Raw genomic sequence first — 13552 nt, forward strand, 5'->3', positions numbered from 1 at the left:
TTTTAAGAAACAAACAACAACATAATTATGGCTCACAATATTAAACCGGGAGTTGCAACCGGAGATGAAGTTCAAGCAATCTTCAACTACGCAAAAGAAAAAGGGTTCGCATTACCTGCAGTAAACGTTATAGGTTCAGATACCATTAATGGTGTTTTAGAGACAGCTGCAAGTTTAAACGCTCCTGTTATCATTCAATTTTCTAACGGTGGAGCACAGTTCAATGCTGGTAAAGGTCTTTCTAACGATGGGCAAAAAGCAGCCATACTAGGTGCTGTTGCCGGAGCCAAACATGTTCACCAACTAGCAGAAGCTTATGGTGCAACAGTTATTCTTCATACAGATCACTGTGCAAAAAAATTATTGCCTTGGATAGATGGTCTTTTAGATGCTAGTGAAAAACATTTCGCTGAAACAGGAAAATCTTTATTCAGCTCGCATATGATCGATCTTTCTGAAGAGCCTTTAGAAGAGAATATTGAAATATGTAAAGGATACTTAGAGCGCATGAGCAAAATGAACATGACGCTAGAAATTGAACTAGGTATTACTGGTGGTGAAGAAGATGGTGTTGATAATTCTGATGTAGATGATTCTAAATTATACACGCAACCAGAAGAAGTAGCATACGCTTATGAAGAGCTTTCTAAAGTTAGCCCTAAATTCACTATCGCTGCTGCATTTGGTAACGTACACGGTGTTTACAAGCCAGGTAACGTTAAATTGACTCCAAAAATCCTTTTAAACTCTCAAGAATATATTTCTAAGAAATATGGTGTTGAGCACAACCATATAGATTTCGTATTCCATGGTGGTTCTGGATCTACAGTTGAAGAGATCAGAGAAGGTATTAGCTACGGAGTTATAAAAATGAATATTGATACCGATTTACAATATGCTTTCTTAGCAGGTGTTCGTGACTATATTCAAGATAATAAAGACTACTTGCAAGCACAAATTGGCAACCCTAAAGGTGCTGACGAACCTAACAAGAAATTCTACGACCCAAGAGTTTGGTTGAGAAAAGGTGAAACCTCTTTCATAGAGCGTTTGAAAAAAGCCTTTGAAGACTTAAACAATGTTGATACACTATAACCTTATTGGATAACCAAAAAATGGATGATATGACGGCTTGGTTTAAAAGAAAAGAAAAAGGTATTCAAACCTCTACAGAGGAAAAGAAAGACACACCTAAAGGACTTTGGTATAAATCACCAACAGGTAAAATAGTAGAGTCTGACGATCTTGCAAAGAACTTTTATGTAAGTCCTGAAGATGATTATCACGTAAGAATAGGCAGTAAAGAGTATTTTGAAATTTTGTTCGATAACAATAAGTTTACTGAACTTGATGCAAACCTTAGTTCTAAAGATCCTTTAAAATTTGAGGATACTAAGAAATACAGTGAACGCTTAAAAGCGGCGCAGAAAAAAACTGGACTTAAAGATGCTGTGAGAACAGGATACGGAAAGTCTTACGGTAAAGACATCGTAATCTGCTGTATGGATTTTAAATTCATTGGCGGCTCTATGGGTAGTGTCGTTGGTGAAAAAATTGCACGTGGTATAGACTACGCCATTAAAAAGAAAACACCATTTATGATGATTTCTAAATCTGGTGGAGCTCGTATGATGGAGGCAGCGCTTTCATTAATGCAACTTGCAAAAACATCAGCTAAATTAGCTCAGTTATCTGAAGCTGGTTTACCATACATCTCTTTATGTACCGACCCAACAACGGGTGGTACTACGGCTTCTTATGCTATGCTTGGCGATATTAATATTGCAGAGCCAGGAGCATTGATAGGTTTTGCCGGTCCTAGAATCGTAAAAGATACTACTGGTAAAGATTTGCCCGAAGGTTTTCAATCATCTGAGTTTTTATTGGAACACGGCTTTTTAGATTTCATTTCACATAGAAGAGATTTAAAGAAAAAAGTGAACCTATATATCGACTTAATTCAGAACAACCCCGTAAGAGCAGAAAAAGCAACAGCGTGAAATCATTAGTATTCACTATACTATCTTTTTGGTTTTTATGCTGTTCTACAGATAAAGAAAAAGTGCTCGTCGAAGAATCAGATTCGGCGAGCATTTTTAATTCTAATGCACAAGTTACCCAAGTAAGCATATCAGGAGAACCAAATGCATACACTATCAATACTACAGTTTCAAGTCCCGATACAGGATGTGATCAGTATGCCGACTGGTGGGAAATTATAGATTTAGAAGGTAATCTTATATATAGAAGAGTCTTGGCACATAGTCATGTAGATGAACAACCGTTTACAAGATCAGGAAGCAACATTCCCTTAGAAAGTACCACAGAAGTATATATTAGAGTACACATGAATACTACAAGTTATTCAAATGCAGCACTTAAAGGTTCTATTGACACCGGCTTTTCTTCTTATGAATTGGATATTGAATTTGCCAAAGAACTAGAAAACGTAGAACCATTACCAAATGGTTGTGCTTTTTGATTTTAAATTATTAAAATTTAAAATAAACATTTCAAAAAATATCTTACCTTTGCGGCTTGATTGAAAATCAATCACGTACATAAAAATCATTTAAAATAATATTGGAATGTATTTATCAAAAGAAGTAAAAGCCGAAATTTTCAAAAAACACGGCGGTAGTGAAACAAACACTGGTTCTACAGAAGGACAAATTGCTTTGTTTACACACAGAATTAATCACTTAACTGGTCACTTGAAAAAGAACCATAAAGATTACAACACAGAGCGTTCATTAGTAAAGCTCGTGGGTAAAAGAAGAAGTCTTCTTGATTACATGATTAAAAATGATATTGTAAAATACAGAGAGCTAATTAAAGAGCTTGGTATTAGAAAATAATATTGCAAAAGGGGATAGCTAGCTATCCCCTTTTTTAATACTCCCGCCTTAGGAGTTTAAGCCAAATATTTGGCAAAGGAGAACAAAAAGCTACACACGGTTTTTCATTGGTCAACACAACAACACAACAACTCCGACCAGAGAAATTTCAGTCGGAAAGACCATTGTTTAACAAATTTGCATGATGCAAATTTTAATCGAATTTTATGATTCCAAAAGTATTTAAAGAGGTCATAGACCTTGGTGACGGTAGAGAAATTTCTATCGAAACAGGAAAATTGGCAAAACAGGCACATGGCTCTGTTGTTGTTCAATCAGGAAAATGTATGTTATTATGTACAGTTGTTTCCAACTACAAACAAAGTGATGTGGACTTTCTTCCACTAACGGTAGATTACCGTGAAAAATTTGCTGCTGCAGGTCGTTACCCAGGTGGTTTCTTCAAAAGAGAAGCAAGACCTAGTGACGGTGAAGTTTTAACCATGCGTTTAGTGGATCGTGTTTTACGTCCGTTATTCCCTAAAGATTATCACTCAGAAACTCAAGTGATGATTCAGTTAATGTCTCATGATGAAGACGTTATGCCAGATGCAATGGCAGGTTTAGCTGCTTCTGCCGCTATTCAATTATCAGATTTCCCTTTTGAATGTGCTATCTCTGAAGCTAGAGTTGGTCGTGTAAACGGTGAATTCGTTATCAACCCAACTCGTGCTCAATTATTAGAGTCTGACATTGATATGATGATCGGTGCTTCTGCTGATTCTGTAATGATGGTTGAAGGTGAGATGGATGAGATTTCTGAAGAAGAAATGACCGAAGCTATTAAGTTTGCTCATGAAGCTATTAAGGTTCAATGTGCTGCTCAAGAAGCTTTAGCGAAAGCTTTCGGTAAAAAAGATGTACGTGAGTACGAGCCAGAACGTGAAGATGCTGATTTAGCTAAGAAAATTCATGACATGGCTTATGATAAAGTATACGCTGTTGCTCAAGCAGGTTCTGCAAAACATGAGCGTAGCGCTGCTTTTGGCGAAATCAAAGAAGAAATCAAAGCTTCTTTCTCTGAAGAAGAGCAAGCTGATTTTGGCGGATTAATTTCTAAATACTACAGTAAAGCTGAAAAAGCCGCTGTACGTGACTTAACATTGAACGAGGGTTTAAGATTAGATGGTCGTAAGACTGATGAGATCAGACCAATTTGGTGTGAGGTAAACTATTTACCATCTACACACGGTTCTTCTATCTTTACTCGTGGAGAAACTCAAGCTTTAGCTACAGTTACTTTAGGTACTAGTAGAGAAGCAAACCAAATAGATATGCCATCTTACGAAGGTGAAGAGCGTTTCTATTTACACTATAACTTCCCTCCTTTTTCAACTGGTGAAGCAAGACCTATTCGTGGAACATCTCGTAGAGAAGTTGGTCACGGTAACTTGGCTCAACGTGCATTGAAAGGAATGGTTCCTGAAGATTGTCCTTACACAGTACGTGTAGTTTCTGAGATTTTAGAATCTAACGGTTCTTCTTCTATGGCTACTGTTTGTGCTGGTACTATGGCAATGATGGATGCTGGGGTTCAATTGAAAAAACCAGTATCAGGTATTGCAATGGGATTAATTTCTGATGCAGATTCTGGAAAGTATGCTGTATTATCAGATATCTTAGGTGATGAAGATCACTTAGGTGATATGGATTTTAAAGTAACAGGTACTGCAGACGGTATTACGGCTTGCCAAATGGATATTAAAGTAAAAGGTCTTTCTTATGAGATTCTTGTTAATGCTTTAAAACAAGCTCGCGAAGGTCGTTTACATATCTTAGGGAAAATTACCGAAACTATTTCTACACCTAACGAAGATGTTAAAGATCACGCTCCTACAATGGTATCTAGACGTGTTCCTAATGAATTCATTGGTGCATTAATTGGTCCTGGAGGAAAAGTGATTCAAGAAATGCAGAAAGAAACTGAGACAACTATCGTTATAAACGAAGATCCAGTTACTGAAGAAGGTATTGTTGAAATATTAGGTGTTGGTAGAAAAGGTATAGATGCTGTAATGGCAAAAATAGATTCTATCTTGTTCAAGCCAGAAGTTGGTAGCGTTTACGAAGTAAAAGTTATTAAGATGCTTGATTTCGGTGCAGTTGTAGAATATATGGATGCTCCTGGTAATGAAGTATTATTACACGTAAGTGAACTAGCTTGGGAACGTACAGAAAATGTAGCTGATGTTGTTAACATGGGCGATGTATTTGACGTTAAGTATTTCGGTATAGATAAGCGTACTCGTAAAGAAAAAGTTTCTCGTAAAGCACTTTTACCAAAACCAGAAGGTTTTGTTGAAAGACCACCACGTGATGATAAAAGAAGAGATGACCGTCGTGGAAACGATCGTAATCGCGATAGAAAACCAAGAAGAGATTAATTCTTTTGTAAGGTAATTCTTAAAGCCTCGACTAATCAGTCGAGGCTTTTTTTATGTAGTTCAACGGAAAAATGAACTTTTTTTGATTGAATTGTAACATTCGGAAGTTTTTTACGTATAAGTATATGCAGTCTATGCAAACTGAACTTAATTTATTTTAATGAGACAGCTTAAGATTACAAAACAGGTCACCAATAGAGAGACCGCATCTTTGGACAAGTACTTACAAGAAATTGGAAAAGTAGACTTGATTACCGCTGATGAAGAAGTAGAGTTGGCACAACGTATCAAGGCAGGCGACCAGATCGCTCTTGAAAAACTCACCAAAGCCAACCTCAGATTCGTGGTTTCAGTTGCGAAGCAGTACCAAAACCAAGGCCTTACTTTGCCAGATTTGATTAACGAGGGTAACCTTGGACTAATCAAAGCTGCACAGCGTTTTGACGAAACGCGGGGATTTAAATTTATCTCCTACGCCGTATGGTGGATCCGTCAATCTATATTACAAGCATTGGCAGAACAATCTCGTATCGTTCGTTTGCCTTTGAACAAAATTGGTTCTATCAACAAGATTAATAAAACTTTTGCTTTCCTTGAGCAAGCGCATGAAAGAATGCCTTCTCCTGAAGAAATTGCAAAAGAATTGGACATGACTGTTGATGACGTAAAACAATCATTGAAAAACTCAGGTAGACACGTATCTATGGATGCGCCTCTTATTGACGGTGAAGATTCTAACCTTTATGATGTACTTCGTAGTGGTGAATCTCCTAATCCAGATAGAGAATTGTTACATGAGTCTTTACGTACAGAAATTGAGCGTGCTTTAGAAACATTAACGCCACGTGAGGCAGATGTAATTCGTTTATACTTTGGTCTTGCTAACCAACATTCTATGACCTTAGAAGAAATTGGTGAAACTTTTGATCTTACCAGAGAAAGAGTTCGTCAAATTAAAGAAAAAGCAATTAGACGTTTAAAGCATACTTCTAGAAGTAAAATATTAAAAACGTATTTGGGTTAAAAACTCTTAGCGTTCAAGCTATAAAAATTACACGTTAAATATTCCCTAAATTGGTAATATGGCATATTAATTGTAATTTTAACGGTAACAACAGTTTATCATGACTGTTCGTTTTTTGATTGATGAATAAACTCCGGCTGATTACCGGAGTTTTTTCATTTATAATAGTTTCATTATTATTTACTTAGCTAACCCTAAACAACAATTACCCCCAAAATTTCTTTCCTTATCTTAGAGCATCATTACCATTTCAATGAAATACACACTACTAATTTCAATAGTTTTCATGTGCTTTAATTCTTGTAATCACCATAAAAATAATACTGATTTTGGCAGCTACCCTACTCCTGTTAAAGAAAATTTATGGGCGCAATACAGTCAAAAATCAACTTTATTTAAACTTTGGTCCCCTAAGTCAGAAGAAGTTATCTTAAGACTCTATAGAACCGGAAACAACTCTAAATCATATGCAAAATATTCCCTAAACAAGGAAGACGAGGGTATTTGGAAAATTAACGTTGATGGCGATTTAAACAGAATTTACTATACTTTTCAAGTTAAATCAGATAACAAATGGCTAAATGAAACTCCAGGAATTTACGCACAAGCTGTTGGAGTAAACGGAAATAGAGCTATGGTTATTGATATGGAAAAAACCAACCCTAAGAATTGGCAAAGTGATATCTCCCCAGCAGTCAATTACCAAAACGAAGCTATTATCTACGAGCTTCATATTAGAGATATGACAATTCATCCCCAATCTGGGTCTTCTATGCCAGGAACCTATCTAGGCCTAGTTGAAACCGGAACTAAAAGCCCTAACCAAATTACTACGGGCATAGACCACTTAAAGGAATTGGGCATTACTCATGTACATCTTTTACCTTCTTTCGACCATTATTCCATTGACGAAGCCAACTTAAACACCCCGCAATTTAATTGGGGTTACGACCCTCAAAACTATAATGTTCCTGAAGGTTCCTTTTCTACTGATCCTTTTAATGCAGAAGTTCGTATTAAAGAATTTAAACAAATGGTTCAAACTTTTCATGCTAATGGCATAGGTGTTATTATGGACGTTTCCTATAACCATACCGGCAAAACGGATGAATCTAACTTTAATCAAGAAGTGTCAAATTATTATTACAGACATTGGGAAGATGGCTCGTATTCAGATGCTGCTGCTTGTGGTAACGAAACTGCCTCTGAGCGCCCAATGATGCGCAAATTCATGATTGAATCTGTTTTACACTGGACTAAAGAATATCATATTGATGGGTTTCGTTTTGATCTTATGGGCATACATGACATTGAAACCATGAACATCATTGCTGAGGAAATTTTAAAAATAAATCCAGACGCACTATTATATGGCGAAGGATGGACTGCCAAAGATTCCCCATTACCCGAAGAAAAAAGAACGCTCAAAAAACACATGCAACAAATTCCAAACTTTGCTGCCTTTAGTGATGACTTACGCGACGGATTAAAAGGTTCCGTTTTTGAAGATGAAAGCTTAGGTTTTGTGAGTGGAGCTGTAAAAACGGAAGAATCAATAAAATTTGGGATTGTAGGTGCTATTCAACATCCTCAAATTAATTATAACAGTGTAAACTATTCTGAAGCTCCCTGGGCTAACGAACCTTGGCAATCTGTAAACTACGTTTCTTGTCATGACAATCATACGCTTTTTGACAAACTAAAAATCTCAAGACCCAATACAGATCCTAAGACCTTAATTGCTATGGATAAATTGGCAAATGCCATTGTTCTTACATCACAGGGAACTCCATTTTTACATGCCGGTTCAGAAATACTTCGTACAAAAAATGGCGAACACAATTCATACAATTTACCTGATAGTATTAACCAAATAAATTGGAACAGGAAATATGAACATAAGGAGGTTTTTGAATACTATAAAAATCTAATTAAACTTAGAAAAGAACATCCGGCTTTTTATATGACCACAGGCTCAGATGTTCGTAAACACCTAATATTTCAAAAGACTGATGATTCGCTGGTTTCATTTACTTTGAAAGACAATGCAAATGCCGATAGCTGGGAGAAAATTTTAGTCATATACAATGCATCCAACGAAATAATAGATTATAAAATAGAAGGAATTTGGCAAGAAGCGGTTTCTGGTAGTACCTTTGATTTTGAAGGTTCAACTTTTTTGAAAGACCATATTAAGGTTCCAGCACTATCAATGTACATTGCTTTTCAAAAATAAAAGTAATTCCTACTAAATAAAAAACTATCATGAGCTCAGATTCTCAACCCAATAATCCCCTTCACGGTGTAAAATTGGCAACTATTCTAGAAGAACTTACAGAAAAGTATTCATGGGAAGATTTAGCCGGTCAGGTCAATATAAACTGTTTTAAGAGTAATCCTTCCATAAAATCTAGTTTGAAGTTTTTACGTAGAACACCATGGGCACGTGAAAAAGTGGAACATTTATACCTTCAATCTTTTAAAAAATAATGGGATTTAATATTGTACTTATAGAACCGGAAATTCCCAACAACACAGGAAATATTGGTAGACTTGCACTTGGCACAGGTTCTACTCTACACTTGGTAAAACCTTTCGGGTTTGAACTTACAGACAAACGCTTAAAAAGGGCAGGGCTTGATTACTGGCAGCATTTAAATGTAATTATGTACGAGAATGTTGATGCATTCTTTGAGCAGAATAAAGAAAAGAAAATGATTTTCTTTTCTGCCAGCGCAACTAAAAATCATTGGGAAATTGATTTTGAGGAAGATATGTTTTTAGTCTTTGGCAAAGAATCTGTTGGCTTGCCAAAATCTATTTTAAATGTCAATGAGGATAAAGCGGTAAAAATTCCCTTATACAGTGAACATATCCGCAGTCTTAATTTAGCCAATGCAGTTGCAATTTCAATTTACGAAGGTTTAAGACAAATAGAATAGCAGCTATTACCTTCTTAATTATTTTGTCGTAGTAATTCTATAGTCATATTATTTATTCGCTGTTTGCTGACAGCTACATTTCATAACTATGGAAATAGCAAAATAATTAGTGTATTCTAAGAGTATTCTTAAGACAACCATCATTTAATAAGCTTACCATATTAAATGAGTACTATCCTCGTTAAAATTTTCCTATCGCTTATTATTGGCAGATTAAATTATTATTTTCAAGCTAGTAATAAATCAATCTACCAAACAAACAACGACTACAATGAACTCAAAATCATCTCTCCTTTTTATTTTATCTTTTATTTTTATTTGCAGCTCTTTACACGCACAAAAAAAGAAAAAGAAAAAAACCAGCTCGCAAACAACAATCAACAAAGCTTTTTATGACAATTTAGAATGGCGTAATATTGGACCTGTACGTGGTGGGCGTTCTTTAGGTTCTGCCGGCAGCCCTAGTAGACCCAATGAATATTATTTTGGTGCAACTGGTGGTGGATTATGGAAAACTATTGATGGCGGTAATGAGTGGAAACCAGTTACAGATGGTCAAATAACCAGCTCTTCTGTTGGCGCTGTAGCGGTAGCTGAAACAAATCCTGATATCGTATACATCGGTATGGGCGAAGTACAATTACGTGGTAGTATAACGCAAGGTGATGGCGTATACAAATCTATTGATGCCGGTGAAACATGGAAGCATTTAGGACTAGAAGAAACTCAGGCGGTTTCTAGAATTAGAATTCATCCCACAAATCCTGATATTGTATATGTCGCCGCATTAGGTCACCCATATGGCGATAATGAAGAACGTGGTGTTTTTAAAAGTACTGACGGTGGTAATACATGGAACAAAACACTTTATGTGAGTAATAAGGCTGGTGCCGTAGATTTGATCATTGACCGCAATAACCCAAATGTATTATATGCCAGTACTTGGCAAGTGCAGCGTAAGGCTTGGAAAATGTGGGGCGGCGGTCCAGATTGTAAACTATGGAAGTCTACAGATGCTGGTGAAACATGGACAGATCTTTCAAAAAATCCAGGTATGCCAGAAGGTCCATTAGGAAAAATTGGAGTAACCGTTTCTCCGGCAGATTCTAATCGCGTTTGGGCAATTGTCGAAGCTAATGAAGGTGGAGTTTTTCGTTCAGACGATGCGGGTAAAACTTGGAAAAGAACAAATGATGAGCGTAAACTTAGACAACGTGCTTTTTACTATTCTAGAATTTATGCCGACCCGTTGAATAAAGATATAGTTTACGGACTCAATGTAAACTTTTGGAAATCTACAGACGGTGGCGAAACATTTGATACAAAAATTAAGGTACCTCACGGAGACAATCATGATCTTTGGATAGACCCTAATAATCCTAACCGAATGATTTCTTCTAATGATGGCGGTGGCGTTGTTAGTTTAAACGGCGGAAAATCTTGGACAGAAGAAGACTACACAACAACACAGTTGTACCATGTAATGACCACTAACGATGTACCTTACCATGTGGCAGGTGCACAACAAGACAACAGTACCATTGCCGTACCAAGCGATGGTTGGGAGCATATGCAAGCAAGAGGCCAAGGTGATGGTTGGGCATACGCTGTTGGTGGTGGTGAAAGTGGTTGGATTACCCAGCACCCAACCAATTTAGACATATTTTATGCAGGTAGTCAAGGCGCATTATTGACACAATATGACAGAAGTAATGGTCAATCTAGAGACATACAGGTATATCCGCGATTTTTCTCGGGCGAGCCTGCTAGCGCATTACCTGAACGTTGGCAGTGGACGTTTCCTATCATGTTTGCACCAAAAGATGAAAATGTAATGTACACGTGTTCACAGCATGTTTGGAAAACTACGGATGATGGACAATCTTGGGAGAAAATCAGTCCAGATTTAACCTATGCAGACCCATCAACCTTAGGTAAAACGGGTGGTATTATTACCATGGATATGAACGGACCTGAAATTTACGCTACGGTTTTTGCTCTTGCTCCATCCAATCACGACATTAATACTATATGGGCAGGTTCAGACGATGGTAAAATTCACATTACTAGAGATGGCGGTAAAAATTGGTCAGACATTACTCCTAAAGAATTACCAAAATTCTCTAGAGTTAGTATTATTGATGAATCTATTCACAATCCAGGAACATTATACGTTGCAGCAAATAGATACCAAGTAGATGATAGACAACCTTATGTTTTTAAGACACATGATTATGGAAAAACTTGGACAAAAATTATTAACGGAATAGAAGATGGGCACTTTGCAAGAGCGGTTCGCGAAGACCCTGTTAGAGAAGGACTTCTATTTTTAGCAACTGAACACGGAGTATATTTTTCAATGAACGACGGGGAATTATGGCAAAGTCTTCAATTGGAATTACCCGATACTCCAGTTAGGGATTTAGTCATAAAAGATAATGATGTCGTTTTAGGAACCCACGGTAGAGGGTTTTGGATTCTTGATGATATTCAACCCTTAAGACAGTATACTTCTGAAATGGAAAATCAAGAAGCCGTACTTTTTAAACCAACCAATGCTTTAAGAGGATTGACCAATGCTTCTATTCAATATTATTTAAAGGAAGAAAAAGACACCATCACCTTTGAAATTTTTGACACTAATGATAAACTCATAAATACGTTTACCGGTAGTAAACCTAAATATGAAGTTGACCCTAACATACCTTATTGGTTCAAAGGAGGGTCTACAAAACCTACCACAGCAAAAGGAATAAACAATTTTACTTGGGACATGAGGTATCAAGGTGCTACTACTTTTGAAGGAATGATCATTTGGAGTGCAAGACCTGCACGCGGACCAAAAGCTCCTTTAGGGACTTATAAAGTAAAAATGAAATCAGGGGATTATGAAAAAACATATGCGTTTGAAATAAAAATGGATCCAAATCTTAAAGGGATTACCAAAGAAGATTTAGATGAACAATTTGAGTTATCCAACAAAATAATGGGTAAAACTTCGGCTGCCAATGAAGCAGTTATTAAGATTAGAGAAATTAAAAAGACCCTTGGTGATGCAAAAGATGCTATTGATGACTACGATAAGAACATCACCCCTTTCTTAAACGAGTTAACCGAAGTCGAGGAAAGTCTATATCAAGTGAAAAATCAATCAGGTCAGGACCCATTAAACTTTCCAATAAAACTAAATAATAGATTAGCATCATTAAGAAGAAGTGTAGAATCAGGTGAAGCAAAACCTACAAGCGGAGCTTACAAAGTTTACAAAGAATTATCGGCAGAACTAGATGTTGAATTGAACAAGTTGAATACTATTATTAAGCAATACAAGTCAAAAATTAATCCCATACTCACTAAATATGGTGGAAGTAAAATTGATTAAATAGAGTTAAAGCTAATTTAAAAACGACTGTTGAACGAAATACAAATCCGTATTTTTGTATTGAATTACAAAGGTTATATATCATGAAAAAGGCAAGTATAGCGCCATCACTTTTAGCAGCAGACTTTGGAAATCTACAACACGATGTAGAAATGGTGAACGCCAGTGAAGCAACATATCACCATATCGATGTTATGGACGGAGTTTTCGTGCCAAATATATCTTACGGTATGCCTGTGGTCAAAGCAATACATAAATATGCCACTAAGCCTTTAGACGTACATTTAATGATTGTAGACCCAGACAGATATCTAGAGGAGTTTGCAAATTTAGGCGCTCATATCTTAACCGTACATTACGAAGCTTGCACCCATTTACACAGAACCATACAAGCTATTAAAGCTTTAGGGATGAAAGCAGGTGTTGCCCTGAACCCTCATACCAATGTAATGCTATTAGAAGATATTATTCAAGATATAGATTTAGTACTAATCATGAGTGTTAACCCAGGTTTTGGCGGACAATCGTTTATCGATAATACTTATGAAAAAATAAAAAAGGCAAAGGAATTGATTACCAGAAAAAAATCATCTGCATTAATTGAAATTGATGGTGGGGTAACTTCTGCAAATTCAAAACAATTAGTGGATGCCGGTGCAGATATATTAGTTGCAGGTAGTTTTGTATTCAAAAGTGAAGACCCAACCGCCACCATAAAAGAATTAAAGGGATGAAAACGGAATTTGATATTGTAATTGTTGGTGGAGGACCTATTGGTATTGCATGTGGATTAAAAGCAAAGAAAAACGGACTCTCTTATCTTATCATCGAAAAAGGGCCTATCGTGAATTCTCTTTTTCACTACCCTAGTAATATGCAATTTTTCTCTTCATCTGAAAAATTGGAAATTGACGAGATTCCTT

General features: G+C 36.5%; 12 protein-coding genes (1 of these 12 only partly in view). All 12 read left to right on the forward strand.

The genetic code is table 11. The features are described from left to right. Positions 1-27 precede the first annotated feature (27 nt). Positions 28-1095, forward strand: coding sequence for a class II fructose-bisphosphate aldolase (fbaA, locus tag P177_RS15360; protein ID WP_036156155.1), 1068 nt, complete (start codon positions 28-30; stop codon positions 1093-1095). A gap of 29 nt (positions 1096-1124) precedes the next feature. Then, positions 1125-2000, forward strand: coding sequence for an acetyl-CoA carboxylase, carboxyltransferase subunit beta (gene accD / locus P177_RS15365; protein WP_036158588.1), 876 nt, complete (start codon positions 1125-1127; stop codon positions 1998-2000). Beyond that, a complete protein-coding gene (locus tag P177_RS15370) occupies positions 1997-2482 on the forward strand; it encodes a hypothetical protein (RefSeq protein ID WP_051941867.1) in 486 nt (161 codons plus the stop codon). The genes accD and P177_RS15370 overlap by 4 nt, the downstream gene beginning before the upstream one ends. 106 nt (positions 2483-2588) lie before the next feature. After that, positions 2589-2858, forward strand: coding sequence for a 30S ribosomal protein S15 (rpsO, locus tag P177_RS15375; RefSeq protein WP_036156156.1), 270 nt, complete (start codon positions 2589-2591; stop codon positions 2856-2858). 206 nt (positions 2859-3064) lie between these two features. Continuing rightward, positions 3065-5281 (forward strand): polyribonucleotide nucleotidyltransferase, encoded by a 2217-nt coding sequence (locus P177_RS15380; protein ID WP_036156157.1) that lies wholly within the window; start codon positions 3065-3067, stop codon positions 5279-5281. Positions 5282-5441: 160 nt separating this feature from the next. Further along, positions 5442-6305 carry a sigma-70 family RNA polymerase sigma factor gene (locus P177_RS15385; protein ID WP_036156158.1) on the forward strand — a complete coding sequence of 288 codons (864 nt, stop codon included), beginning with the start codon at positions 5442-5444 and terminating at the stop codon, positions 6303-6305. A gap of 253 nt (positions 6306-6558) precedes the next feature. Next, complete coding sequence (gene pulA, locus P177_RS15390; RefSeq protein ID WP_084684711.1) at positions 6559-8541, forward strand: type I pullulanase; 1983 nt, start codon at positions 6559-6561, stop codon at positions 8539-8541. A gap of 29 nt (positions 8542-8570) precedes the next feature. Beyond that, positions 8571-8795: a VF530 family protein gene (locus tag P177_RS15395; RefSeq protein WP_036156159.1), complete on the forward strand. Its 225-nt coding sequence runs from the start codon at positions 8571-8573 to the stop codon at positions 8793-8795. Next, positions 8795-9247, forward strand: a complete 453-nt coding sequence (locus P177_RS15400; RefSeq protein WP_036156161.1) for a tRNA (cytidine(34)-2'-O)-methyltransferase — start codon at positions 8795-8797, stop codon at positions 9245-9247. The genes P177_RS15395 and P177_RS15400 overlap by 1 nt, the downstream gene beginning before the upstream one ends. A gap of 271 nt (positions 9248-9518) precedes the next feature. After that, positions 9519-12629: a VPS10 domain-containing protein gene (locus tag P177_RS15405; protein WP_036156163.1), complete on the forward strand. Its 3111-nt coding sequence runs from the start codon at positions 9519-9521 to the stop codon at positions 12627-12629. An 83-nt stretch (positions 12630-12712) separates the two neighbouring features. Beyond that, a complete protein-coding gene (rpe, locus tag P177_RS15410) occupies positions 12713-13363 on the forward strand; it encodes a ribulose-phosphate 3-epimerase (protein ID WP_036156165.1) in 651 nt (216 codons plus the stop codon). Continuing rightward, positions 13360-13552: the 5' end (the start) of a YpdA family putative bacillithiol disulfide reductase gene (locus tag P177_RS15415; protein ID WP_036156167.1), read on the forward strand. Its footprint extends 785 nt past the window's final position; only the first 193 of its 978 coding nucleotides appear in the window; its start codon is at positions 13360-13362; its stop codon lies off the right edge, out of view. Before rpe ends, P177_RS15415 begins: the two co-directional genes overlap by 4 nt.

The organism is Maribacter forsetii DSM 18668 (genome assembly GCF_000744105.1).
In the GTDB taxonomy this organism is placed as follows: domain Bacteria; phylum Bacteroidota; class Bacteroidia; order Flavobacteriales; family Flavobacteriaceae; genus Maribacter; species Maribacter forsetii.

Excerpts from the sequence above, each read along its gene's own strand:
- rpsO (WP_036156156.1), top strand. The coding sequence starts at position 2,589 with ATGTATTTATCAAAAGAAGTAAAAGCCGAAATTTTCAAAAAACACGGC.
- accD (WP_036158588.1), top strand. The coding sequence starts at position 1,125 with ATGACGGCTTGGTTTAAAAGAAAAGAAAAAGGTATTCAAACCTCTACA.
- pulA (WP_084684711.1), top strand. The coding sequence starts at position 6,559 with ATGAAATACACACTACTAATTTCAATAGTTTTCATGTGCTTTAATTCT.
- rpe (WP_036156165.1), top strand. The coding sequence starts at position 12,713 with ATGAAAAAGGCAAGTATAGCGCCATCACTTTTAGCAGCAGACTTTGGA.
- P177_RS15395 (WP_036156159.1), top strand. The coding sequence starts at position 8,571 with ATGAGCTCAGATTCTCAACCCAATAATCCCCTTCACGGTGTAAAATTG.
- P177_RS15405 (WP_036156163.1), top strand. The coding sequence starts at position 9,519 with ATGAACTCAAAATCATCTCTCCTTTTTATTTTATCTTTTATTTTTATT.
- P177_RS15385 (WP_036156158.1), top strand. The coding sequence starts at position 5,442 with ATGAGACAGCTTAAGATTACAAAACAGGTCACCAATAGAGAGACCGCA.
- fbaA (WP_036156155.1), top strand. The coding sequence starts at position 28 with ATGGCTCACAATATTAAACCGGGAGTTGCAACCGGAGATGAAGTTCAA.
- P177_RS15380 (WP_036156157.1), top strand. The coding sequence starts at position 3,065 with ATGATTCCAAAAGTATTTAAAGAGGTCATAGACCTTGGTGACGGTAGA.
- P177_RS15400 (WP_036156161.1), top strand. The coding sequence starts at position 8,795 with ATGGGATTTAATATTGTACTTATAGAACCGGAAATTCCCAACAACACA.